Source organism: Bacteroides sp. AM41-16, from assembly GCF_003603495.1.
Taxonomy (GTDB): Bacteria; Bacteroidota; Bacteroidia; order Bacteroidales; family Bacteroidaceae; genus Bacteroides; species Bacteroides uniformis.
The window spans coordinates 1-26,683 of sequence record NZ_QTNE01000015.1; the positions used below are offsets into that span (position 1 = coordinate 1).

Below are 26,683 nucleotides of genomic sequence, written 5' to 3' on the forward strand. Positions count from 1 at the left end.
ATCGGTTATAAAAAGAAAAAGCGTCTAGCTAAATCAGGAAAAGACATCACCCCTTGATGAAACGGTCTTTACCTCAGCGTGTAACGACCTTTACCAAATAGTGTAACGGCCTTTACCCAATAGCGTAACGACCTTTACATTAGCATGTAACGGCTTTTACACTATAGCGCAAGCAATCGGTAAATACAATCCATTGAAAATAAACAAACTACATCATCGGTCAGCAAGTTCTATCACCTCCAAATCTTTAAACGTTCCCCCATCAACCGCAAAGCGTACCATCGTACGCACCTTATGGAAACCTTGAATGCCCGCAGCGCCCGGATTGATGTGGAGTACATCCAACGTCTTGTCATACTTCACCTTCAGTATATGCGAGTGCCCGCTGATGAACAGCTTTGGGGGACGCACCAGAATGCTGCCCTTGATGGAAGGGTCGTAGTTGCCGGGATAACCGCCGATATGCTTCATCAGCACCTCCGCCCCATCCACCGTGAAACGGAGAATCTGCGGATAGAGCTGCCGTATCTCCTGCCCGTCAATATTGCCATACACGGCACGGAAGGGACGGAAAGCCGCCAGCTTCTGTGCCACTTCCAGCGAACCGATGTCACCGGCATGCCATATTTCGTCACAGCCCTCAAAATATTGCAGGTACTTTTCATCCCAGTAGCCATGCGTATCCGATAATAAACCAACTTTTGTCATCTTTCCTTTGTTTATTAAGACAAAGGTAATTATATTTGGGAAGAATACAATGTGGTAATGTGCTAATATGCCACATTAACACCTTAACACCATGGACAACAGATATTTCAAACGTGACATCAGCTGGCTTTCCTTCAACTACCGCGTACTGCTGGAAGCGGAAGACGAGACATTGCCGCTATACGAACGCATCAACTTTATTTCTATATACTCTTCCAATCTGGAAGAATTCTACAAGATACGCGTAGCCGACCATAAGGCCATAGCCACCGGAGCCTCGCAAAGCGATGAAGAGACTATGCAGTCTGCCGCCGAACTGGTAGATGAAATCAACCAAGAAGTCAATCGCCAACTGGAGGAACGTATCCGCATCTACGAACAGAAGATACTGCCCGCCCTGCGGAAACATCACATCATATTTTATCAAAGCCGCAACGTAGAACCGTTTCACCGCGACTTTGTGCGCAGCTTCTTCCGCGAAGAGATATTCCCTTATCTGGCCCCGGTGCCCGTAAGCAAGGACAAGGTGATTTCATTCCTGCGCGACAACCGTCTCTATCTGGCCGTACGGCTTCATCTGAAAGGAGCTCCCGCCAGTTCTCCAAACCGTATCCAGTATTTCGTGATGAAACTGCCGTACAGCAAAGTGCCGCGCTTCATCCAGCTGCCCAAGGTGGGGAAAGACTATTATCTGATGTTCATTGAAGACATCATCAAGGCCAATCTGGATACCATCTTCCCCGGTTATGAAGTGGACAGCAGTTATTGCATCAAGATTTCACGCGATGCGGATATTCTGATAGACGATGCCGCCAATACCTCCGAAATCATCGAGCAGGTGAAGAAGAAGGTAAAGAAACGCAAGATAGGCGCCGTGTGCCGTTTTGTATACGACCGCGCCATGCCCCAGGACTTCCTCGACTTTCTGGTAGATGCCTACCGCATAGACCGCCGGGAGCTGGTGCCGGGAGACAAGCACCTCAACATGGAGGATTTGCGGCATCTGCCCAATCCCAACCAAAGCGTACGTCCCATCAAGAAACCCCAGCCCATGAAGCTGACCTGCCTGGACGAACGCGAATCCATCTTCCGCTATGTGGAGAAGAAGGACCTGCTGCTGCATTATCCCTACCACTCCTTCGACCACTTCATCCATTTTCTATATGAAGCCGTCCACGAACCCACCGTGCGTGAAATCATGGTGACCCAGTATCGCGTGGCAGAGAACTCCACCGTCATCAACACCCTGATAGCCGCCGCACAGAACGGAAAGAAAGTCACCGTCTTTGTGGAACTGAAAGCCCGCTTCGACGAAGAAAACAACCTCGCCACCGCCGAGATGATGAAAGCTGCCGGCATCAACATCATTTTCAGCATACCAGGACTAAAGGTACATGCCAAAGTAGCCCTCGTGCTACGCCGCGATAAGGAAGGGCGCAAACTGACAAGCTACGCCTACATCAGCACCGGCAACTTCAACGAAAAGACCGCCACCCTCTATGCGGACAGCGGACTATTCACCTGCAACCCAGTGATTGTAAACGACCTGCACAACTTGTTCCGTACTCTGCAGGGAAAGGAAAATCCAGTGTTCCACCGCCTGCTTGTGGCCCGCTTCAACCTGATTCCTGAACTGAACCGCCTCATCAATCACGAAATAGAACTGACCCGGCAAGGCAAGCAAGGACGGATTATCCTAAAAATGAATGCCCTGCAAGACCCCGCCATGATAGACCGCCTCTACGAAGCCTCGCAAGCCGGTGTAGAGATAGACCTCATTGTCCGCGGCATCTGCTGCCTCATCCCCGGGCAGGAGTACAGCCACAACATCCGCGTGACACGCATCGTGGATACCTTTCTGGAACATGCCCGTGTGTGGTACTTCGGCAACGGCGGCGCACCCAAGCTCTTCCTCGGCTCGCCGGACTGGATGCGGCGTAACTTGTACCGCCGTATCGAAGCCGTCACCCCCATTCTGGACCCGGACTTGAAGCAAGAGCTCATCGATATGCTATCCATACAACTGTCGGACAAACGGAAAGCCTGCTTTGTGGACGACCGGTTGCGAAACCGCTGGAAGTCGTCGCGACCGCAAAAGGAGAAGGTACGGTCGCAATATAGCTTTTACGAATACTTGAAACAAGGGATTAAGGATTAACGATAATTATCAATCGTCAATTATCAATCGTCAATCGCTTTGTAACATTTCTGTAACATGTATGACATTTCCCTGCAACACCAAACTCTTTCCTTTGCAGCCGGAAATAAAATACATGTCTATGGAAACAATTTATCTGGGTATCGTCATCTTTCTGTTCGTACTCGCGATTTTCGACCTCGTGGTAGGTGTCAGTAATGATGCGGTCAATTTTCTTCAGTCGGCTGTCGGAGCAAAGGCAGCATCTTTCAAAACCATACTGTTCATTGCAGGCATTGGCGTCTTCATCGGTGCGGCACTCAGCAATGGCATGATGGACATTGCACGACACGGCATCTATCAACCGGAGCACTTCTACTTTGCCGAAATCATGTGCATTCTGCTTGCCGTCATGTTGACGGACGTCGTGCTATTAGATGTCTTCAACACTATGGGAATGCCTACCTCCACCACTGTATCCATGGTGTTCGAACTGTTGGGAGGTACGTTCGCACTGGCGCTCATCAAGGTCTATAACAGCGATACATTGGGACTGGGCGACCTCATCAATACAGACAAGGCGCTGTCTGTCATCATGGCCATTTTTGTATCCGTAGCCATTGCCTTCTTCTTCGGTATGCTGGTACAGTGGCTGGCACGTATCGTGTTCACCTTCAACTACAAGAAGAACATGAAATACAGCATCGCGCTGTTCGGTGGTATAGCTGCCACCAGCATCATCTACTTCATGCTGATAAAGGGGCTGAAAGACAGCTCATTCATGACCCCTGAAAACAAGCAATGGATACACGACAATACCGCATTGCTGATAACCGGTTTCTTTGTATTCTTCACCATACTGATGCAGATACTGCATTGGTGCAAGATAAATGTCTTCAAAGTAGTGGTTCTGATGGGTACTTTCGCCCTCGCTCTTGCCTTTGCCGGCAATGACTTGGTGAACTTTATCGGTGTCCCCCTCGCAGGATATTCCTCATTTATTGACTATACAGCCAATGGTACGGCCGCCGGCCCCGACGGATTCCTGATGTCCTCACTCCTCGGTGCAGCCAAAACCCCGTGGTATTTCCTTATCGGTGCAGGCGCCATTATGGTTTATGCACTCTGCACATCCAAGAAAGCCCACAACGTTATCAAGACTTCCGTGGACCTTGCCCGCCAGGATGACGGTGAAGAGAACTTCGGAAGTACCCCGATAGCCCGTACGCTGGTACGCTTCAGCATGACTCTGGCTAACGGAATATCCAAAACGATGCCTGAAAGCAGCAAGCGGTGGATGAACACACGCTTCCAGAAGGATGAAGCCATCATAGCCGACGGCGCCGCTTTTGACTTGGTTCGCGCCTCCGTCAATCTCGTATTGGCTGGTCTGCTCATCGCCTTGGGAACTTCCTTGAAACTTCCCCTTTCCACCACTTACGTCACCTTTATGGTAGCCATGGGTACATCGCTTGCCGACCGTGCCTGGGGACGTGATTCGGCGGTATTCCGCATTACGGGTGTACTCAGCGTTATCGGCGGTTGGTTCATCACTGCCGGAGCAGCGTTCACCATCTGTTTCTTCGTAGCACTGATTATCCATTTCGGCGGTACGGTTGCCATCCTGGCACTGATTGGTCTGGCAGTCTTCATGCTGATTCGTAGCCAAGTGATGTACAAAAAGCGCAAGGAGAAAGAAAAAGGCAACGAGACCCTGAAACAGTTGATGAAGAGTACGGACAACAATGAAGTCATCGAATTGCTCCGCAAGCATACCCGTGAAGAACTGGTGAAGATTATAGAATTCACAGAAGAGAATTTTGAACGTACCGTCACTTCCTTCCTACACGAGAATCTACGCGGACTGCGTCGTGCCATGGGCTCAGTAAAATTCGAAAAACAACTCATCAAGCAGATGAAGCGTACCGGAACACTTGCCATGTGCCGTCTCGACAACAATACCGTACTGGAAAAAGGACTCTATTACTATCAAGGCAACGACTTTGCCAGCGAACTGGTGTACAGCGTAGGCCGTCTTTGCGAACCTTGCTTAGAGCACATAGACAATAACTTCAATCCGCTGGATGCCATTCAGAAAGGAGAATTTACAGACGTAGCCGAAGACATCTGCTATCTGTTACAAGTATGCCGCCACAAGCTGGAAACGAACAATTATGATGAACTGGAAACAGAGATTCGCAAAGCCAACGACCTCAACGGACAGTTGTCTCACCTGAAACGCGAAGAGCTGCAACGCATCCAAAGCCAGAGCGGCAGCATCAAAGTCAGCATGGTATACCTGACTATGATACAAGAAGCCCAGAACGTAGTGACCTACACCATCAACCTGATGAAAGTAAGCCGCAAGTTCCAAGTAGAAAAAGAAGAGTTATAAGTTATGAGTTATAACGCATGGTACATAACATGCAACTTATAACTCACAACTCCTTAAGCCCCATCTTCTCCGCCCGTTGCAACATAAATGCACGGGCGGCTTCGTATTCATTGGGAATGATGCCGTCCAAAATGGCATCCTTAATGGCACTCTTCAAGGCACCTACCTGCTGGCAAGGAGAAAGGCCGAAAGTCTTCATGATTTCTTCACCACTGACCGGAGGCTGGAAATTACGGATACGGTCGCGTTCCTCCAAATCCTTCAGCTTCTGGCGTACCAACTGAAAATTATTAAGGAAGCGTTTCTTACGCTCCATATTCTTGGAAGTAATGTCGGCTTCGCACAGTGTCATCAGGTCGTCTATATCATCACCTGCCTCAAACAAGAGACGACGCACTGCCGAGTCGGTCACTACATCATCCGCTATCACAATGGGACGCATGTGCAGGCTCACCATTTTCTGCACATATTTCATCTTCTCATTCATAGGGAGCTTCATCTTGCGGAAAATATCGGGTATCATCTTCTCGCCAATGAAATTATGGTTATGGAACGTCCAGCCCGCACGGGGTTCCCAACGCTTGGTGGCAGGCTTGGCTATATCATGCAGAAGAGCTGCCCAGCGTAGCCAAAGGTTGTCGGTCTTCTTGCTGATGTTGTCGAGTACTTCGAGCGTATGGTAGAAATTGTCCTTATGGGCGCGTCCATTGCGCGTCTCCACGCCTTGCAGCCTAACAAGTTCCGGGAATATCAGTTCCAGCAGACCACAGCGGTCCAGCTCAATGAATCCCTTAGACGGAATAGGTGACAAGATGATTTTGTTCAGTTCGTCTGCAATGCGTTCTTTGGAGATGATGGAGATGCGTTCGCGATTACGCTCCAGAGAATCGAATGTCTCATCGTCAATATAGAATCCCAGCTGGGTGGCAAAACGGACACAGCGCATCATGCGCAAAGGGTCATCACTGAAAGTTATATCAGGGTCGAGGGGAGTCCGGATGGTCTTTTCCTTCAAGTCTCCAATACCGCCAAAGGGGTCGACCAACTCGCCATAACGCACCCGGTTCAGGCAAACAGCCAGTGCATTGATGGTAAAATCACGGCGGTTCTGGTCATCCTCCAATGTACCGTCCTCTACAATAGGCTTGCGGGAATCGTGTGTATACGATTCTTTTCTTGCACCCACAAACTCAACTTCCGTACCATAGTACTTCAATTGTGCCGTACCGAAATTCTTGAAGACGGAAACATGCGCCCCACGCCCCAGACGCTTACCCAGCGCCTCGGCCATGGCAATGCCACTGCCTACCACCACCACATCAATATCCTTGGAAGGACGTTGCAGGAAAATATCACGTACATATCCACCGACTACGTAACATTCCAATCCCAATTCATCAGCCGTTTCGGATATCCGCTTGAATATATCATCACTAAAATATTGCTTCAGTTCTTCTGCCGTCAAATCTATCATAAATAATGCGCTAATGTAATGAATACGCAAATGTGTTAATGGTCTATTAGCACATTTGCACATTAAAATGCTGCAAAGATAAAGATATTATTTCTATTTTTGTGGACTCTAACTCCAAGAACAACAAATATGAAAAAAGTAATACTCCTTGCATGCCTATGCTGTACACTCTTCTCTTGCGAAGATGTGGAGAAGAAGGCCGGTGAAAAACTACAAGCTGCCCGCGAAGCGTTTGAACTCGGCAACTACAATGAAGCGAAGATTCTGATTGACAGCATCAAGATGCTCTATCCCAAAGCGTTTGAAACTCGCCGTGCAGGCATCGGCCTGATGCAGGAAGTGGAACTGAAAGAGCAGGAAAAGAGCCTGGTCTATCTGGACAGTATGCTTCAAGCCAAGCAAAAGGATTTCGATGCAATCAAAGGGAAATACACCTTTGAAAAAGATGCCGAATACCAGAATATCGGCAATTACCTTCATCCTTCCCAAGTGATAGAAAAAAATCTGCATCGCTCTTTCCTTCGCTTCCAGGTAGACGAAAACGGAGTCATGAGCATGACTTCCATTTATTGCGGAGCCCATAATATCCACCATGTGGCCGTCAAAGTCACTGCTCCCGATGGTAGCTTTGCCGAAACACCCGCCGCCAAAGACAGCTACGAAACCACTGACCTCGGTGAAAAGATTGAAAAGGCAGACTTCAAACTGGGAGAAGACGGAAACGTCATGGGGTTCCTTTATCTGAACAAGGACAAGAATATCAAAGTCAACTATCAAGGGGAACGTCCCTATTCCATCACCATGACTGCCGCCGACCGCCAGGCCCTTGCCAGCGTCTACGAACTGGCACAACTGCTGTCATCCATGACGGAAATAAAGAAGAATATGGAAGAAGCCAATCTCAAAATCGAATTTGTAAAAAAGAAGATGGAAGAGAGAAAAGACAATGCACAAGAATAAAAAGAAGGAAACCGGATGATATATTCATTACTTAGTCATCCGGTTCCCTTTTTATTATCAGTAAAGCCTTACCAAACCAATTTGGGTAAATAACGGCTCAGACATGTACGCAAAGCAGACAGAGTGATGGGTTTTACCAACACTTCCGAGGCTCCGCACTCCAAGGCTTTTTCGCGGTCGGCAGTAAAGGCGTAAGCGGTCTGCATGATGATGGGAAGTTCCTTATCCTTCTTGCGAATAATCACCGTAGCATCCAGCCCGTTCATAATAGGCATTTTTATATCCATCAGAATAGCTTCCGCCTTGTCGCGATTCTCTTCGAACAAATTTACAATATCCTCACCATTCTTTGCCCATAGTATCTCGCATTTCTTGCCGATAATAGCCTTTATCAGTTTAAAGTTACTATCATCATCTTCCGCAACCAGAATAAGCGGACGGTAATCTCCTGACACTTTTTCTATTTCCATGACCTATGCGTTTTGTTTATATAGGGGCAAAGATATAAAAAATAATAGATTTGCACTATCTTTGCAGCTCATTAAAAAAATATATAATGATTTCTATAGACGGACTGGCCGTAGAATTCGGCGGAACTACTTTATTCAGTGACATATCTTTCGTTATCAACGAAAAAGACCGTATCGCCCTGATGGGTAAAAATGGAGCGGGGAAAAGTACATTGTTGAAAATCCTGGCAGGTGTAAGACAACCTACCCGTGGAAAAATCTCAGCCCCCAAAGACAGTGTCATAGCTTACCTTCCACAGCACCTTATGACGGAAGACGGACGTACCGTATTCCAGGAAGCGGCGCAAGCCTTTGCCCACCTGCATGAAATGGAAGCTGAAATAGAGCGCCTCAACAAGGAACTGGAAACGCGTACCGACTACGAAAGCGACAGCTACATGGAACTTATCGAGAATGTCTCCGCCTTAAGCGAAAAGTTCTATGCCATCGACTCCACCAATTACGAGGAGGATGTAGAAAAAGCACTGCTCGGGCTGGGCTTTGTACGCGAAGACTTCAACCGCCAGACCAGTGACTTCAGCGGTGGATGGCGCATGCGCATCGAGCTTGCCAAGCTGTTGCTGCAAAAGCCTGACGTGCTGTTGCTAGACGAGCCTACCAACCATCTGGACATAGAATCCATACAATGGCTGGAAGATTTCCTTATCAGCAATGGAAAGGCTGTCATCGTCATCAGCCACGACCGTAAATTCGTAGACAACATCACCACCCGTACCATTGAAGTGACCATGGGACGGATATACGATTACAAAGTAAACTACTCCAAATACCTGGAACTCCGCAAGGAACGCCGCGAACAGCAACAGAAAGCCTACGACGACCAGCAGAAGTTCATTGCCGAAACCAAGGAATTCATCGAACGGTTCAAAGGCACCTACTCCAAAACCCTGCAAGTGCAAAGCCGCGTAAAAATGCTGGAGAAGCTGGAACTGCTGGAAGTGGATGAAGAAGACACTTCAGCGTTACGCCTCAAATTCCCTCCTTCTCCCCGCTCAGGCAATTATCCCGTCATCATGGAGGGAGTAGGGAAAAGTTACGGTGACCATGTGGTCTTCAAGAATGCCAACCTCACCATAGAACGGGGAGACAAGGTTGCTTTCGTTGGTAAGAACGGGGAAGGAAAGTCAACGTTAGTGAAGTGCATCATGAAGGAAATAGAACATGAAGGCACCCTCACGATAGGACACAACGTGCAGATTGGATATTTCGCACAAAACCAGGCCTCATTGTTGGATGAGAACCTGACCGTATTCCAGACCATCGACGATGTGGCAAAAGGGGAAATCCGCAACAAGATACGCGACCTGCTGGGTGCCTTCATGTTCGGTGGCCCCGAAGAGTCCATGAAGAAGGTCAAGGTGCTTTCCGGTGGAGAGCGCACACGCCTCGCCATGATAAAGCTTTTGCTCGAACCGGTGAATCTGCTGATACTGGACGAACCGACCAACCATCTGGACATGAAAACCAAAGATATCCTGAAGCAAGCGTTACTGGATTTTGACGGTACCCTTATCCTCGTCAGCCACGACCGTGACTTCCTGGACGGACTGGTAAGCAAGGTATATGAATTCGGCAACAAACAAGTGAAAGAGCACTTGAGCGGCATCTACGAATTCCTTGAAAAGAAGAAAATGGACTCCCTCCGCGAACTGGAACGATAAGCATCTGCTAAACCCGGCGTCCGAACAAATGGCCGATACATATTGTTTTCATTTTACTAAACACTTAACTAAGAGATATTAAAATGAAACAATATGATGCCATCATAATAGGATTCGGCAAGGGCGGCAAGTTATTGGCCGCCGAACTGGCCGAACGGAATTGGAAAGTAGCCATCGTGGAACGTTCCCCTCAGATGTACGGAGGAACATGTGTAAACGTAGGATGTATCCCTACCAAAGCTCTGATTCACGAATCGGAATATGCGGAAAAAAGATACTATGACGATTATAAGAACCAGTCCAAACTGTATGCACTTGCCGTGGCGCGGAAAGACAAGCTTGTATCCTTCCTGCGTGAGAAAAATTATGAAAATGTAAAAAACAAGCCTAATATAACCCTCTATGACGGAACTGCTTCTTTCTTGTCCGAAAATACAATCCGTATAGTCTCCGGCAAGGACGAAACGATTCTTGAGGGAAAAGAGATATTCATCAACACCGGGTCCACCCCTATCCTGCCTGCCATCGACGGACTCAAGGAGAGCAAGTACGTATATACCAGTGAGACCTTGCTGCAATCGAACAAACTGCCCGCACACCTGCTCGTCATCGGCGGCGGTGCTGTCGGATTGGAGTTTGCCACTATGTATGCAGGCTTTGGAAGCCATGTCACACTGCTGGAAGCGGGAAACCGCTTTCTGCCTAAAGTGGACCGCGACATTGCCGCCTCCATGCTGGAAGCATTGAACCGAAAACGTATCAATGTCCGGTTGAACGCCCGTGTCCAATCCGTGTACGACACAGCCGAAGGAATAACTCTGACCTATACGGACAGTGCAAACGGCACTCCCTACTACCTGAAAGGAGATGCCTTGCTGGTAGCCATCGGTCGCAAGCCTATGACTGCAGAGCTGAATCTGGAAAAAGCGGGTATACAAACAGACAAGCGGGGAGCCATCGTTGTCGACAACCAATTACGGACTACAGCCCCACACGTATGGGCCCTGGGGGACGTAAAAGGAGACGAACAGTTCGACTACTTGTCCATCGATGATTTCCGTATCATCCGTAATCAACTCTTTGAAAACAAAAAAAGGAGTACAAAAGACCGGTATCCAATCCCCTTTGCCATTTTCACCGACCCACCGCTGGCACATATAGGACTGACGGAAGAGGAAGCGATGAAGAACGGTTATTCCATACATGTGGCACGTATCCCTGCTGCCATGATTCCACGTGCCCGTACGCTACACAGCATAGACGGTATGCTCAAAGCTATTGTAGACATCCATACCGGACGGATTCTGGGTTGTACCCTACTTTGTGCCGATGCACCAGAAGTAATCAATACCGTAGCATCAATCATGAAAACGGGACAGCGTTACCATTTCCTGCGGGACTTCATTTTCACCCACCCCAGCATGAATGAGGGATTGAATATGTTATTCAAACCTTTTTAGCATTTTCTATTTGGTAATTAAGTCCTTAACCTCTATCTTTGCATCCGTCCAAAGATAGAGGAATGAAAAAGAAACAGTACATAACCTATATTCTTTTTTTCATCAGCTTGATAATGCTGGTGATACCCGTCATTCCCCACCATCATCATGCCGACGGAATGATATGCATGAAGAATGATATCACCGCCGATTGCTGCGGACACCGTCATAGCCCGGGCAACGAGCACTGCTGTTGCGACACGGGATGCATGACAACCCACTTTGTACAACAGACGCCCAGCTCTTCCAATGATGTGTGTTCACATCCGGATGCCTTGTGGGCAGTTACCCTACTCATTGAACCTTTTTCCAAGTTACTCATCCTACCCGAGTTTGACATAAGCAGGCAGGAGTGTATCTATCTGGAATCTCTTCATAGCACATTTATCATATGTGCTACGGGACTTCGTGCCCCTCCGTCTCTTCTTGCTTAACTGTTACCGGAACATCACCGGGACAGATTTCTATCCGGCATAAGGAACAATGCAATTTGGTTGCACGCCCTATGCCCTAACTTTGTATTCAAAATCAAAAAGTAAGAACAAATATCATCATGAAAAAAGTTATTTTCATGGGAGTCTTGGGATTATTCCTTTTAGGCTCCTGTAACAGTAAGTCCGGAGACAGCCACGAAGGACATAATCACGAAACAGAAGAGCACAATCATGACGGACATGACCACGAGGGACATGACCACGAACATGAGGGACACAACCATGAGCACGAAGAGCAGGAAAACCATGCCGGAGGAAGCGATGAAATCATCCTGCCACCAGCAAAGGCGCAAGCTGCCGGCGTAGCAGTCAGCACTGTTGAACCGGGTAGTTTCCATCAAGTCATCAAGACCAGCGGCCAGGTGATGGCAGCCCAGGGAGACGAGAGCGTAGCCGTAGCTACAGTAGCAGGCGTGGTTTCCTTCAAGGGAAAAGTTATCGAAGGAATGAGTGTCAGCAAAGGTACTCCTTTGGTGGTATTGTCATCCAAAAACATGGCCGACGGAGACCCGGTGCAGAAAGCCCGGATAGCCTACGAGGTTTCCAAAAAAGAATACGAGCGTATGAAAGCGCTTGTAGGCAACAAAATCGTATCTGAAAAGGAATTCGCGCAAGCCGAACAGATTTACGAAAATGCCCGTATCAGTTACGAGGCAGTCGCAAAGAACCATTCGGCAAGCGGCCAGGCTGTTGTTTCTCCCATCAGCGGTTATGTGAAGAATCTGTTGGTGAAAGAAGGGGACTACGTCAGCGTCGGCCAGCCGTTGGTAAGCGTCACCCAGAACCGCAAGCTTTTCCTGCGTGCGGATGTATCCGAAAAGTACTATCCTTACCTAAACAGCATCGGTTCTGCCAACTTCTGTACTCCTTATAATAATAAGGTATATACATTGAAAGAACTGGGCGGGCGCATGCTTTCTTATGGAAAGGCTTCGGGTGAGAACGGATATTATGTACCCGTAACTTTTGAATTCGACAATAAGGGAGACGTTATTCCCGGCTCGTTTGTAGAAGTATTCCTATTATCCTCACCAATGGAGAACGTGTTGTCTCTTCCTCACAGTGCGCTGACCGAGGAACAAGGCAGCTTCTTTGTCTACCTGCAACTGGATGAAGAGGGCTACAAAAAACAGCTTGTCACCCTGGGTGCCGACAATGGCGAAAGTGTACAAATCCTTTCCGGCATAAAAGCAGGCGATCGCGTCGTAACCCAAGGAGCCTATCAAGTGAAGCTGGCATCGGCAACGAATGCTATTCCGGCACATAGCCATGAACACTAATCTCATGTACAATTTGACAATTTACAAAGTACCATTTCGCTATGCAGTATAAGGGTTACGTGACGAATGGGGAGTGTAAAGTCAGATAAACAAGAAATATTAGATAAAACAGCAAGTGCGGCTGACATTGCGCAGCCCAATTGTACATTGTAAATAGTAAATAAAAAGATGTTAAACAAAATAATTGGTTTTTCTCTTCAGAACCGCATCCTGGTGCTGGTAGCATCGGTGCTGTTGCTGATTGGCGGTACTTATACCGCCATGCATACGGAAGTGGATGTGTTCCCTGACCTCAATGCGCCGACCGTGGTCATCATGACCGAAGCAAATGGTATGGCAGCAGAGGAAGTGGAACAGCTGGTCACTTTTCCCGTAGAAACGGCTGTAAACGGTGCAACGGGTGTGCGCCGTGTACGCTCTTCCTCAACGAACGGTTTTTCTGTAGTCTGGGTAGAATTCGACTGGGATACAGATATCTATCTTGCCCGGCAGATTGTCAGTGAGAAGCTGGCAGTCGTCAGCGAATCCTTACCGGCCAACGTAGGCAAGCCGACACTAGGCCCACAATCGTCCATTTTGGGCGAGATGTTGATTGTAGGTCTGACAGCAGATTCGACCTCTATGCTGGATTTGCGTACCATTGCCGACTGGACCATACGTCCCCGCCTGCTCTCTACGGGCGGTGTGGCACAAGTTGCCGTACTGGGTGGCGACATCAAGGAATATCAAGTGCAGCTGGACCCGGAACGGATGCGCCATTACGGCGTAACATTGAGCGAAGTGATGAACATCACCCGCGAAATGAACCTGAATGCCAATGGTGGAGTGCTCTATGAATATGGCAATGAATATATCGTACGCGGCGTACTTTCTACCGACAAGGTAGACCAGATAGCCAAGGCCGTGGTGCGGAGCAACGGAGTCTCCGGCGCCCCTATCCTGCTGGAAGATATTGCCGACGTTCAAGTCGGAGCCAAACTTCCTAAACTGGGTACCGCCTCGGAACGCGGTAAGCATGCCGTACTGCTGACAGTCACCAAGCAACCCGCCACAAGCACGCTGGAGCTTACAGACAAACTGGAAGCTTCCCTGCAAGACCTGCAGAAGAATCTACCGGCGGACGTAAAGGTTTCCACAGACATCTTCCGTCAAAGCCGTTTCATCGAAAGTTCCATCGGAAACGTTCAGAAGTCGTTGTTGGAGGGAGGTATTTTCGTTGTCATCGTGCTTTTCCTGTTCCTTGCCAACATACGTACCACAGTCATCTCGCTGGTGACACTGCCGTTGTCACTGATTGCCTCCATCCTTGCCCTGCACTATATGGGCTTTACGATAAATACCATGAGCCTGGGAGGTATGGCTATCGCCATCGGTTCGCTGGTGGATGATGCCATCGTGGACGTGGAGAATGTCTACAAGCGTTTGCACGAAAACCGACTGAAACCTGCCGGCGAGCAACTTCCTATTCTGGAAGTGGTGTTCAATGCTTCGAAAGAAGTGCGTATGCCTATCCTCAATTCAACGCTGATTATCATTGTCAGCTTCGTACCACTGTTCTTCCTTAGTGGTATGGAAGGTAGGATGTTGGTACCACTGGGTATTGCGTTCATTGTGGCATTGGCGGCTTCAACTGTTGTGGCACTGACCGTAACGCCGGTACTTTGCTCCTATCTATTGGGAAAAGAGAAAACGAAAAAACAAAACAACGAAAACAGCGATTCTGCCGTAGCACGCAAGATGAAGCAATGGTATGGTTCTGCACTGACTTTCGTATTGGGGCATAAGAAAGGGGTACTGGGAGGTACTATCGGACTATTTGTAGTAGCGCTCGGCTGTTTCTTCACCCTGGGCCGCTCGTTCCTGCCGCCTTTCAATGAAGGTTCGTTCACCATCAATATCTCCTCGCTTCCAGGCATTTCCCTGGAAGAAAGCGACAAGATGGGGCACCGTGCCGAGGAGCTGCTGCTTTCCATCCCCGAAATACAGACCGTGGCCCGTAAAACGGGACGTGCAGAGCTGGACGAACACGCTCTGGGAGTAAACGTCTCTGAGATCGAGGCACCGTTTGAGTTGAAAGACCGCTCGCGCAGCGAGCTCGTGGCAGAAGTCCGCGAAAAACTGGGTACCATTGTAGGGGCAAACGTGGAAATAGGCCAGCCTATCAGCCACCGTATAGACGCCATGCTATCCGGTACAAAGGCGAACATCGCCATCAAACTGTTCGGCGACGACCTGAACCGCATGTTCACTCTGGGCAATGAAATCAAGAGTGCCATCCAGGGGATTCCCGGTATTGCCGACCTGAACGTGGAACAGCAGATTGAGCGTCCGCAACTTGTCATTTCACCCAAACGGGAAATGCTTGCCAAATACGGCATTTCACTGCCCGAATTTTCGGAGTTTGTCAATGTCTGCCTGGCCGGTGAAGCCGTTTCCCAAGTTTACGAAAAGGGAAAGAGCTTCGACCTGACCGTACGCGTGAAAGACAACCTACGCGACGAAATGGAAAAAATACGCAACTTGATGATTGATACGGGCGACGGACAGAAAATTCCACTGAACTATGTAGCGGAAATCCGCTCGGCCATGGGTCCGAACACCATCAGCCGCGAGAATGTAAAGCGTAAAATCGTCATCTCCGCCAACGTGGCCGACCGCGACCTGCGAAGTGTAGTCAATGATATACAAGCCCAGGTAGACGCACAAATCAAACTGCCGGAAGGATACCACATCGAATACGGCGGACAATTCGAAAGCGAGCAGGCAGCAAGCCGCACGCTGGCACTTACTTCGTTCATGTCCATCGTGGTGATATTCCTGCTCCTCTACCATGAATTCCGCAGTGTGAAGGAGAGTGCCATCATCCTTATCAATCTGCCGCTGGCATTGATAGGCGGTGTATTCGCCCTGCTCATCACAACGGGAGAAGTGAGTATCCCCGCCATCATCGGTTTCATCTCACTGTTCGGTATCGCCACCCGAAACGGAATGCTGCTCATCAGCCATTACAACCACTTGCAGCAGGAAGAAGGCTATGGCGTCTACGACAGCGTTATCCGCGGTTCGCTCGACCGTCTGAATCCAATCCTGATGACCGCCCTATCCAGTGCACTGGCACTTATCCCGCTGGCTCTCAGTGGCGACCTGCCGGGCAACGAGATACAAAGCCCGATGGCAAAGGTTATCTTGGGCGGCCTTTTAACATCCACGTTCCTGAACGGTTTCATCATTCCGATTGTTTACCTGATGATGCACCATAACCAACAACCTAAAACGTCAGACAATGAATAAAAGATTTTTCATATTCAGCGCCGCCATCCTCGCTTTTGCGGGGATGAGCGCACAAACGTCCGGCATTGATGCCGTGCTCCAGCAGATAGAGGCCAACAACAAGGAATTGCAGGCTAACTCCCACCTCATTTCCTCACAAAAACTGGAGAACAAGACAAACAACAACCTCCCCGACCCTACACTGTCATACGCCCACCTTTGGGACTCCAAGAACAGTGACGAGACAGTCGGCGAAATGGTCATCTCGCAAAGCTTCGACTTCCCCACGCTTTACGCCACCCGAGGGAAGATGAACCGACTCAAGACAAATGCACTGGATGCACAAGCCACCGCCTTCCGCCAGCAGATATTGTTGCAAGCGAAGGAAGTATGCTTGGACATCATCATGTTGCAACGCCAGCAAGCCCTGCTCGACGAACGGTTGAAGAATGCGGAGGAACTGTCGGCCATGTACACCCGGCGTTTGGAAACGGGAGATGCCAATGCACTGGAAACCAACAAGATTAATCTGGAGTTGCTGAATGTACGCACGGAAGCCCGCATGAACCAGACGGCACTTAACAATAAACTGAAAGAGCTGCTTGTCCTCAACGGAAACCAGCCGCTCACACCGGGACGTCCCAGACCCGATACCACACCCGACGCCCAAACACTCGGATTGACAGAATACCCGGCAGTGCCGTTGCCGGCCGACTTCCACCCGCTGGCCGACGAACTGCTGGCTTCAGACCCCACCCTGCAATCCTTGCAGGGTGAAAGTTCTGCCGCCCGGAAACAGATTTCGGCAAGCAAGCAAGGCTGGCTGCCCAAACTGGAACTGGGTTACCGTAGAAATACCGAATCGGGGCATCCGCTAAACGGTGTAGTAGTAGGCTTCTCTTTCCCGCTTTTCGAAAACCGCAATAAGGTCAAGATAGCCAAGACACAAGCGCTCAACATTGACTACCAAAAGGAGAACGCCGCACTGCAAGCCAGCTCTGCCTTGTGGCAACTCTATGAAGAGGCCAAGAACCTGCACGCTTCCATGGAGGAATACGAGCGCACCTTCCATCAACAGCAAGACCTTTCTTTACTGAAACAAGCACTTATGGGAGGACAAATCAGTATGATTGAATACTTCGTTGAAATATCGGTTGTCTATCAAAGCAAGACAAACCTCCTGCAACTGGAAAACCAGTATCAGAAGGCAATGGCACAGATATACAAGAGCCGGTTATAAATAGAAAGAGCTGTCTGCGGTTGACAGACAGCTCTTTCTATTTCAATATATTGTAGTTATAGTTTTGTGACTTTACCCATAAACAGAATAACTCCCGTACTCTTCTCCTTTATCAGAAAGATGAAAGGACGGTCCACATAGAACGGAATTACCGTACTTGGTCCGGGAGCGGCCACGTCCATTCCTCCGACAGTTACAGCCGCAGCTTCCGTCCCCTCTTCATTCACTTTCACATAAGTGAACTGTTGCAGCAAACTGATAAACAAATCCTCATCCGCCATTCCGGAAAAATCGGCCGATGGAGTAAAAGCCTCCTGCATTCCCATTGCCATCATATCGTCAATGAGTTCTTTATCATATTCCATTTCAAACCGGGGTAACTTAAGGTTCAAGGCAGAGCTTGATAAACTACTGTTCCATTCCCCCCAGCGCTCGTCATTCAGCTGCGGCAGGCACTCATCCAACGATTTTCCCTCTGCCGGCAAGAGCACCACCATACTGAAAGCCTCATTGCCGTAAGGCAACTCTGCCATTGAGAAATACTCATTCTCGGCATAGTTGAATCTCTCGTCACGAAGATTCATCATGTGTACAGTCGATTTGCTTCCGTCAGCATTCGTAAAAGCCTCTTCTGCCGTATCCGATTTTTTGAATTGATTCTTCCAAATCCCCTTGAAATAAAGCGCATTCAACAGATAAAGACGCGCCGTCTCCGGAATCTCATTCAAGACTTTGGGGATGCAATTATTCGTTTTCCCGGCACACCAGCCGTTTATAATGTCCGGAGCCTTGGGAGAGGCAAAATCCAGCTCCTGCACTTGCGCGTCATACATCTTTTTGTTTACGCTTACAAAGTCGTCATGAACACCGAACCCTTTCTTTATCCAGATGGAATTGGCAATTCCCAACTGTGTGGTATTGTCCAAATCGAGCAACGCCTCCACCAGCTTCTTATTATAGTTGTTCATTTCTTCCAACGAATAGCCCGAAAAGCCCAGGACATCTGTCATCTCAGATAGTGTGTTTCCCAACGCTCCATTGGCAATCATAGACAGACAGAGCGAAGCGCTCAAAGGAGAGATGAACAGATTGGGCTTTTCCACCTCAGTTTTACAAACCTGATTAAAGAAACGGAAAGCGAAATCCGTTCCTAAATCCATCATCTCCTGCTCGGCACGGGTCAAGGCAATGTCTTTGCGAGGCTTGGGTTGTGGTGAAGAGTTGTCGTCACTCTGGCAGGCTGCAAGGATACAAAGTAGGCTTAAGGCAGTAATCGTTTTTTTAAGCATAAGCAAATAGTATTAGTTTTAAAACAGTTATCTATATATAGAAAATGCTTGAACAAACAAAATACTGCATTGAAGAAACAATAAAAAATAGTACATTCCTACTCTATTATCATACTGCAAAGTTCTGCATATTTTTTGCAGTCGCACTGCATATGTGTTGCAGCACCACTGCATATGTGTTGCAGTCGCGCTGCATATATATTTGCAGTGTCACTGCAACAGCTCTGCAGTGCTACTGCAAAATATATACAGCAGCTTTGCAGTAACGTGATTGATTTCACCCGGTTATTGTTGCCAATTCCAGCACCCCTTCCGGCAAATATCCGCTGCGTATGCGCCATTCCTGGGGATAAAGATTATTGGCACGGTTACCTATATTCTTGACAAATCCTAGAGGTATCTGTTTGTAGGTGAGCAAGACAATGCCGCGCGGAGCAGTCTCCGAAAGGACAACAGCCTCCTTGCGCAGATAGCTGATGGCCTGCTCGCGGCCTATCTCTTCATGGGCAAAGGCATCCGGATTCAGTGCTATACTCATGGCGAGCCCATGAGCAGGCATCCAGTCTTTTCCTTTCAACTCGGCAACATCTACCCCAGCCTGCACGATACGGAGTGACGAACGCAAAGCCGACAGTTCGGAGAGATACGCTTTAGGGAAAGCGCTGACGTTGTTGCCATTGACGATAAATTCGTAATTATCCGGAACCGCAAACCACTCATGCAGTGCCGAAAGCTGTTCTTTGGAAACACCCGGAGTTTTCGCTCCTTTTCCTTGAGGTTTTCTTCCTTTTTCCCAGGATTTCACCTGCCCGGCCCAGGTATTCCCATCGCTCACGCCCGGTTTGCGGAGAACTGCCAAAAAGAATCCTTCCCCCTTCGTCCGATGGGGCAGGAAACGATAGGCGGGAAAGTCCTCTCCCGACAATAGATTACCCGTAATATTCCAGTCAGTAGAAATTTCCAACGGCAATACCTCCGCCCCGAATTCATCCCGTATCCAACGGATGTTCTCTTCGTTTTCCTTTGTATTATAGGTACAAGTACTGTAGATGAGAATGCCTCCGGACTTCAAGCAAGGCCAGATATCCGTAACGATGCGACGCTGGCGCTGCCAGCAGATTTCCACATTCTCCCCACTCCACTCACTTACCGCAACGGGGTCTTTACGGAACATCCCCTCGCCAGAGCAGGGGACATCCGTCAATATGACGTCGAAGAAGTCCGTCAAGGAAGAAAAATCTGCCGGGTCATTATTAGTGACCACCACACCGGAATGCCCCCACTTCGTAAGATTCTCCGCCAATACCTGCGAGCGGTTGCGGATTACCTCATTGGCCACCAGCAGACTGCCTGCGGGCAACACGCTACGGGCATGCGTGGATTTCCCGCCGGGAGCCGCACAGAGGTCAAGCATCACCACCGGTCCTTCGCCCACATACCGCCTCAAAGCCTGCTCCACAAACATAGACGAAGCCTCCTGCACATAGTAGCAGCCTGCATGAAACAGCGGGTCAAAAGTGAATGTCAGCCGCTTGTCCAGATAGTATCCGGCAGTAGACCAAGGGACATGCCTAAAAGAGGAACGAAAAAGACTGAATGAAGATTCCGGTAATTTATCTTCATTCAGTCGGATACTGACCGGCTGCTCCCCTTCCAGGGCGGCAGCCAGCTTTTCATATTCTTCCACACCCAAGAGGGCGCGTGTATAATCGGTGAAAGATGAGGGTAGCTTCATGCTTTGAACTGTTTTATGGCAGCAAAGATAGTGCAAAATACGTTTCACCAATCTACGGGGCTAAACAAAAAGCACGGTTCAATACTCTTTTTAAAAACTGAGTTTCACCCCTGCAAAATAGGAACGCGGTGCACCCGGTCCGTAGATATAACCGGAATCGCGGCTCGCTCCTTTATCAAAATCTTTCTGATAAGAATTGAATATATTCTGTACACCGGCATTGAGCTGCAAACAGAACCCTTGAAAATCAAAGTCGTAAGCTATCTTTGTTCCAAGCTCAAAGAAGTCCGGACTCTTTACCAATACATCCGCCTCACCGTTCACCTCCGAAAGCAAATGGGGAACGTACATCCGCCCGGTATAATTGCCGTTCAAAGCTATTGAGAAGGCTTTAACCGGCATATAGGTAGCTGTAAAGTAGCCGTAGACGTCGGGAGTACGCAGTATCTTGTCGCTGTAACGTTCTTTCTCCGACAAGTGCTCCTCATCCGCACTCCATTCTTCGGGAGAGTCATAGATACTTCGTTGAAGCGTCAGCCCTGCCTGCAACTGAACCTTATCCTTATAGGCAACCTTTCCTTCCAATGTGCCGCCATACACTTTAGCTCCCGAACCATTGATACGGGTCTGTATCAGATAAGCGCTACCATCCGGGTCTTTCACCGGAGGCGTCAGGACAAACGGGTCGGAAAGTTTCGTGTAGAAGCCTTCCACCAGTAGGTTTGCCTGGAAATCTCCGAAATAGTGGTACCAATCTACCGAAGCATTGAAGCTGCGCGAACGCTCTTCCTTCAATCCTTTGGCGCGGACAATGGAAACCAACTCTCCACCCACATTACTGATATGCAGATCTTCATCAAACGCTTGTGGAGCACGGAATCCCTCAGCATAACTGAAACGGATATTCACATCCTGAGTAGGATTGTAACGGATATTGGCACGGGGACTGAAAACAGCCTTGTCCATGATGCTGTTTTTATCTACGCGCCCGCCAATCAGGAAACTCCACTGTTCGTTCTTCCACTCATTCTGGGCATAGACGCTTGCTATATTCACCACTTGGTTCAACGGGGCGGGGGTATATTTCTCAATCAGTTGTTGCAAGCGGTCACCCGTTGCCGTAGGATCTTCGGCCAAAGCAGCATCACGATACTTCTGTACGTCCGTTGCCTTGTCATGCAGATTGTCGTGATTGAACTCAATGCCTCCGGTCAAATCGGCAGGCATAAACAGACACTTGTCAAAATGATAAATATACTGGGCACCCAGCACACCGGTAAAGTCCGTAGTCATTCCATAAGCGCTGTAATAACTATTGCGCACGATGTGCTGAGCCGAAGCATAGGTACTGAACGTATGTTTCTGGTTTTTGGAGAAAGCCGTGAACTTGAGCCCACCCGTGTTGATGGAATGTTTCAGCTGTTCCACCAGTCCGGGCGCCCCGGTACCGTTCAATCCGGCATCCTCGGCTATATGAGGGGGAAGGCTGAAGCCACTTCCACCACGGCGGAATTCCTCCATATGATGGTATTCAAGGCTCAGCTTGGAATAGGCACTTGTCCGGTAGTAAGCATTCAGACCGACAGTCTGGTTCTTCAGCTTCGGTAATTCGGAAAAACCGTCTCCGTTGGAGTCCCATGCCGAACGATGCCTGCTCTGGCCGTACACATAAGCCCCCATCTTACTGTCCGAAGAAACCAAGGAAAGATTCAGGGTCGTGTTGTTGTCGAACGAGCCGGAACCGTCGAAATTGGAAATGGTATGCGAGAAAGAACCGGAATTGCGAATCGGTTCCTTCGTAATGATATTCACCGTCCCGGCAATGGCCGAAGAACCGAACAAGGCTGAACCACCTCCACGCACCACTTCCACACGCTCTATCATGTTGGCGGGAATCTGTTCCAACCCATACACACCGGCCAGAGAGGAAAAGATGGGACGTGAGTCTATCAATATTTGGGTATATTTCCCATCCAGCCCGTTGATGCGCACTTGTGAATAACCGCAATTCTGGCAATCGGTCTCCACCCGCACACCTGGCTGAAAGGCCAGTCCTTGCGACAAAGTATGCGAGTTTGTCTGCTCAAACAGTTTAGGAGTGACCACTTTGACCAAAGTGGGTGCCAAGCGCCGGGCAGTCTCATTGCGGTTGGCTGTGACTACCACCCCGTCCAGTGCCACCATGTCTTCTTCCAACTCAAAGTTCTCTTCCAAGGTCTTACCACGTTTCAGAACGACTTTGCGCTCCTGCGACTTATAACCTACGGCACTGACGGACAACGTGAACTCACCTTCAGGCAGATTCTTTAGGAAATAGTGACCGGTGGCATCGGTCATGGTCCCGATGGTGGTGCCTTTCAGCGAAACTGTCATATAAGGCAAATGTTCCCTTGTACTTTTTTCTATTACATGACCGACAATATTGGCATCGGTACTCTTCAAATCTTCGGCATAAACGGTTGATGAGAGTAACAGACATACTGCTCCCACCACAAAAAATATATATTTTTTCATGTACTTCTAAAATAATATGTTAATCAATGAGGTTGACGCAATCCCACAACGGAATTGCCTTAATCTATCGGATTTGAAAAAAAGAAGGGGGAGCACGCAGGCAAATACCGCCACGAAGCTTTACACACTTGATGCATTCCGTGGTAAGAATGCTCAGTACACACAACAAAACAAGGAAAACCGTCGCGGCAACCGGAAGCAACGGAAGGGAAGAAGAGACGAAAGAGGCTAGATAGAAAATGGTTTCCAACTGCACCTCTGTATGCTCATGCTGGCCCTTGAATGGATGGGAATGCACAATGATAACACCATTCACCACATGCGAGTGGGTAAACAGCGTAATTCCTCCCAGATAGGCAATGAACAGCAGAGGGAGGAAACACTTCATTATATTCCTCAACTTCATCAAGACTTCCCAATAAAAACAGATGCGCAAAGATAACAGTATTTACAATAAGAAACAACCCGGTTTGTATATTTACCTCTATTTACAGTCGCAAATACCTACTTCTTGTTATTCCGGAAAAAAGACAATAAGACATTTTCACGGAAAAATATCGCCTTATTTCCGGTTTTCTAAAAAAAATATCTTCTCTTTGCAACTTTATAAAGGTGACGACACGTCTAACCGACAAAGAAACAAATTAAAAGACCATAGATTATGAAACGTATCATTTTTGGATTAATGCTCGCCATGATGTTCTGCACACTGGTGCAAGGCGCAAACAGAACCGTAACAGAGAACGACGGTCAGGGGAACAAGAAAAGAGTCATCGAATTGAGAGACACTGTCATCAATGGAGAAACCGTAACAGACACACTCAGCATCATGACTTATGAAAACGGTACCGGCAGTAGCGATGCTCCGGAAAAATGGAGAACCCACCACAGCAGTATGGACTGGAACGGGTTCGACCTCGGGAGCAAGACCTCGGAGACCGTGATTGCCGTAACAGCCATCGTCTTTGTATTCGGACTGCCGCTACTCATCATATTCGTAGTATTCTTCTTCCGCTATAAAAACCGGAAAGCCAAGTACCGCCTGGCGGAACAGGCCCTGGCCAGCGGACAGCAACTGCCTGAAAACTTCTTCAAAGAAGCCGCAGCAACGGATATCCGCAGCAAAGGCATCAACAACATATTCGTCGGCATCGGCCTGTTCATCTTCCTTTGGGCCATTACCGGAGAATTCGGTCTCGGATGTATCGGCTTACTCGTCATGTTCACCGGCTTCGGACAATTGGTGATTTTCTACAGCCAACAGAAGAAGAACGAAGAAAAATGAGTCAGATGGGTGACATATCGTTAGTCGCACAGGTCGTGGTGTTTCACAACACCAGGGCCTTCGACCAGTTGGTAAAGAAGTACCAGTCGCCCGTGCGGCGGTTCTTCCTGCACCAGACCTGCGGCGACAGCGAGTTGAGTGACGACCTGGCACAAGATACGTTTATCAAGGCCTATACAAACATCGCTTCGTTCAAGAATTTGTCCAGCTTCTCAACCTGGCTCTACCGTATTGCCTATAACGTTTTTTATGATTATATTCGCAGCCGGAAGGAAACAGACGATTTGGATACGTACCGAGTGGACGCTCAATGCAGCACACTGCAGCAGGACGTGGGACAGCACATGGACATTTACCGTGCCCTGGCCACACTGAAGGAAATGGAACGCACCTGCATCACGCTCTTCTACATGGAAGACCAAAGCATCGAAAAGATTGCAGGTATCACCGGATGTCCGGCGGGAACGGTAAAAAGCCACCTCTCGCGGGCGAAAGACAAAATGGCTTCCTACTTAAAACAAAATGGTTATGATGGAAAATGATGATAAACTCCTGACTTCATTCTTTGCCGAACACCGGCAGGAAATAGCCGATAACGGGTTCAGCCGCCGCGTACTGCGACATCTGCCCGACCGTAGCCGCCACTTGGCGCAGATATGGACAGCATTCTGCTTTACTCTGGCCCTCGTACTGTTCGTCTCCCTCGACGGAGTGCAGCTGATACTGGACACCTTGCGCGAAACCTTCGATACTGCCATCCGGAGCGGAGCTTCGGAGCTTGACCCCAAGTCGTTAATCATTGCCGGAGTGGTATTGCTCTATTTCGGTTACCGCAAGATTTCATCTATGGCATAGTTGTTTTTCAATGATAAATCGTATCTTTGTCCCCTCATAAAACTAACTAAGAGGAGAAAGTTTTGAGAAAGATTCTATTCATCATATTATTCGTTTTTTCTATTGGGAATGCCGGGGCGCAAGCAACAAGCGATTCCATTGTCATGAATTACTTGAAGGAAATGGGCGCCCCCGTCACTTATAACAATGAAGTGAAATTGCTGATGACCGGCCATGACAAGTTCGTCGATCTCTTCGAGAATATCCGCCATGCCCGGCATCATATCCATTTGGAATACTTCAACTTCCGCAACGACTCCATAGCCAATGCCTTGTTCAGCCTTCTGGCAGAGAAAGCCAAGGAGGGAGTTGAAGTCCGCGCCATGTTCGATGCCTTCGGCAACTGGTCCAACAACCAACCATTGAAAGAACGCCATCTGAAATCCATCCGCGCCCAAGGCATCGAAATCGTTAAGTTCGATCCTATCACTTTTCCCTGGGTGAATCATGCCATACACCGCGACCATCGGAAAATAGTAGTGATTGACGGCAAAATAGGTTATACCGGCGGCATGAACATTGCCGACTACTACATCAACGGATTACCTAAAATCGGTAAATGGCACGATATGCACATACATCTTGAAGGAGATGCCGTGCGCTATCTGCAGGGCATCTTCCTGACCATGTGGAACCGGGAAACGGGACAACACGTAGGTGGACCTGCCTACTTCCCGGATACTCAGCAACTGCCCGACAGTATTGCCGAAGAAATAGCCATCGTGGACCGCACGCCACGCGAAACACCACGCTCCATCAGCCATGCCTATGCAGCTTCCATACAAGCCGCACAGAAGAGCATCCGAATCGTGAATCCTTATTTCGTTCCGACCAAATCAATCCGCAAGGCAATCAAGAACGCACTGAAAAAAGGTACTGAAGTGGAAATCATGATACCTGCCGTGTCGGACATAGCCTTTACTCCGGATGCCTCATTCTACATAGCACACAAGCTGATGAAGAAAGGAGCCAAGATATATCTCTTCAACGGCGGCTTCCACCATTCCAAGATAATGATGGTAGACAGCACTTTCTGCACGGTGGGTACTGCCAATCTCAACAGCCGCAGCCTGCGCTATGACTACGAGACAAACGCTTTCATCTTCGACCCCAAGACCACCAATGAGCTGAATGCCATGTTCGAACGGGACGTGCAAAACAGTACGCTACTCACTCCCGAAGTCTGGAAAAAGCGTTCCGGATGGAAGAAATTCGTAGGCTGGGTGGGAAACCTGATGACCCCCTTCCTCTAATTTTTAATTATTAATTATTAATTATTAATTAATTCTCCTACCTTTGCGTTCGGATAAAAACAGAG

Annotated in this window: 20 protein-coding genes; 13 read left to right on the forward strand and 7 right to left on the reverse strand. The window is 48.6% G+C overall.

All coding sequences use genetic code 11. The features are described 5' to 3' along the window. Positions 1–213: 213 nt before the first annotated feature. Positions 214–708 (reverse strand): metallophosphoesterase, encoded by a 495-nt coding sequence (locus tag DW896_RS13395; protein WP_005827049.1) that lies wholly within the window; start codon positions 706–708, stop codon positions 214–216. Positions 709–799: 91 nt separating this feature from the next. Between DW896_RS13395 and DW896_RS13400 the strand changes: the two genes are divergently transcribed. Further along, positions 800–2,866 carry an RNA degradosome polyphosphate kinase gene (locus DW896_RS13400; protein WP_005833067.1) on the forward strand — a complete coding sequence of 689 codons (2,067 nt, stop codon included), beginning with the start codon at positions 800–802 and terminating at the stop codon, positions 2,864–2,866. A gap of 121 nt (positions 2,867–2,987) precedes the next feature. Continuing rightward, positions 2,988–5,240, forward strand: coding sequence for an inorganic phosphate transporter (locus tag DW896_RS13405; protein ID WP_008664001.1), 2,253 nt, complete (start codon positions 2,988–2,990; stop codon positions 5,238–5,240). 43 nt (positions 5,241–5,283) lie between these two features. On the opposite strand, the gene DW896_RS13410 is transcribed toward DW896_RS13405, so the two are convergent. Beyond that, positions 5,284–6,714, reverse strand: coding sequence for a CCA tRNA nucleotidyltransferase (locus DW896_RS13410; RefSeq protein ID WP_008664002.1), 1,431 nt, complete (start codon positions 6,712–6,714; stop codon positions 5,284–5,286). Between the two features lie 129 nt (positions 6,715–6,843). On the opposite strand from DW896_RS13410, the gene DW896_RS13415 reads away from it, so the two are divergent. Further along, a complete protein-coding gene (locus tag DW896_RS13415; RefSeq protein WP_005827058.1) occupies positions 6,844–7,674 on the forward strand; it encodes a hypothetical protein in 831 nt (276 codons plus the stop codon). A 68-nt stretch (positions 7,675–7,742) separates the two neighbouring features. Here DW896_RS13415 and DW896_RS13420 read toward each other — a convergent pair whose 3' ends face one another. Then, positions 7,743–8,144, reverse strand: a complete 402-nt coding sequence (locus tag DW896_RS13420; RefSeq protein WP_005827060.1) for a response regulator — start codon at positions 8,142–8,144, stop codon at positions 7,743–7,745. 86 nt (positions 8,145–8,230) lie between these two features. Here DW896_RS13420 and DW896_RS13425 point away from each other — a divergent pair, with 86 nt between their 5' ends. The 6 genes from DW896_RS13425 (at position 8,231) to DW896_RS13450 (ending at position 17,648) form a co-directional block, all read left to right on the forward strand. Next, complete coding sequence (locus tag DW896_RS13425) at positions 8,231–9,865, forward strand: ABC-F family ATP-binding cassette domain-containing protein (protein WP_005827062.1); 1,635 nt, start codon at positions 8,231–8,233, stop codon at positions 9,863–9,865. Between the two features lie 83 nt (positions 9,866–9,948). Further along, complete coding sequence (locus tag DW896_RS13430) at positions 9,949–11,325, forward strand: FAD-dependent oxidoreductase (protein WP_005833075.1); 1,377 nt, start codon at positions 9,949–9,951, stop codon at positions 11,323–11,325. Between the two features lie 62 nt (positions 11,326–11,387). Beyond that, positions 11,388–11,798: a DUF6769 family protein gene (locus tag DW896_RS13435; protein ID WP_005827068.1), complete on the forward strand. Its 411-nt coding sequence runs from the start codon at positions 11,388–11,390 to the stop codon at positions 11,796–11,798. A 119-nt stretch (positions 11,799–11,917) separates the two neighbouring features. Further along, a complete protein-coding gene (locus DW896_RS13440) occupies positions 11,918–13,138 on the forward strand; it encodes an efflux RND transporter periplasmic adaptor subunit (RefSeq protein WP_005833077.1) in 1,221 nt (406 codons plus the stop codon). Between the two features lie 168 nt (positions 13,139–13,306). After that, entirely contained in the window at positions 13,307–16,429 is a 3,123-nt protein-coding gene (locus DW896_RS13445) for an efflux RND transporter permease subunit (RefSeq protein ID WP_057097545.1), read from the forward strand. Then, positions 16,422–17,648, forward strand: coding sequence for a TolC family protein (locus tag DW896_RS13450; protein ID WP_005827073.1), 1,227 nt, complete (start codon positions 16,422–16,424; stop codon positions 17,646–17,648). The genes DW896_RS13445 and DW896_RS13450 overlap by 8 nt, the downstream gene beginning before the upstream one ends. Positions 17,649–17,704: 56 nt before the next feature. Here the strand turns inward: DW896_RS13450 and DW896_RS13455 are convergent, their stop codons facing one another. The 4 genes from DW896_RS13455 to DW896_RS13470 form a co-directional block, all read right to left on the reverse strand. After that, a complete protein-coding gene (locus tag DW896_RS13455) occupies positions 17,705–18,937 on the reverse strand; it encodes a serpin family protein (protein ID WP_005827075.1) in 1,233 nt (410 codons plus the stop codon). Between the two features lie 277 nt (positions 18,938–19,214). Beyond that, entirely contained in the window at positions 19,215–20,672 is a 1,458-nt protein-coding gene (locus tag DW896_RS13460; RefSeq protein ID WP_005827081.1) for an rRNA cytosine-C5-methyltransferase, read from the reverse strand. A 90-nt stretch (positions 20,673–20,762) separates the two neighbouring features. After that, positions 20,763–23,186, reverse strand: coding sequence for a TonB-dependent receptor (locus tag DW896_RS13465; protein WP_005827082.1), 2,424 nt, complete (start codon positions 23,184–23,186; stop codon positions 20,763–20,765). A gap of 64 nt (positions 23,187–23,250) precedes the next feature. Next, positions 23,251–23,592, reverse strand: a complete 342-nt coding sequence (locus tag DW896_RS13470) for a hypothetical protein (RefSeq protein WP_008664012.1) — start codon at positions 23,590–23,592, stop codon at positions 23,251–23,253. Between the two features lie 255 nt (positions 23,593–23,847). Between DW896_RS13470 and DW896_RS13480 the strand changes: the two genes are divergently transcribed. The 4 genes from DW896_RS13480 (at position 23,848) to cls (ending at position 26,618) form a co-directional block, all read left to right on the forward strand. Further along, positions 23,848–24,471 carry a DUF6249 domain-containing protein gene (locus DW896_RS13480; protein WP_005833085.1) on the forward strand — a complete coding sequence of 208 codons (624 nt, stop codon included), beginning with the start codon at positions 23,848–23,850 and terminating at the stop codon, positions 24,469–24,471. Next, positions 24,468–25,013 (forward strand): RNA polymerase sigma factor, encoded by a 546-nt coding sequence (locus DW896_RS13485; RefSeq protein WP_009037971.1) that lies wholly within the window; start codon positions 24,468–24,470, stop codon positions 25,011–25,013. Before DW896_RS13480 ends, DW896_RS13485 begins: the two co-directional genes overlap by 4 nt. Continuing rightward, the gene (locus DW896_RS13490; protein ID WP_005827095.1) at positions 25,000–25,326 is read left to right on the forward strand and encodes a DUF5056 domain-containing protein; all 327 of its coding nucleotides are present in this window, start codon (positions 25,000–25,002) and stop codon (positions 25,324–25,326) included. The genes DW896_RS13485 and DW896_RS13490 overlap by 14 nt, the downstream gene beginning before the upstream one ends. Positions 25,327–25,388: 62 nt before the next feature. Next, a complete protein-coding gene (cls, locus tag DW896_RS13495) occupies positions 25,389–26,618 on the forward strand; it encodes a cardiolipin synthase (RefSeq protein WP_181980679.1) in 1,230 nt (409 codons plus the stop codon). The last annotated feature ends 65 nt before the right edge of the window (positions 26,619–26,683 follow it).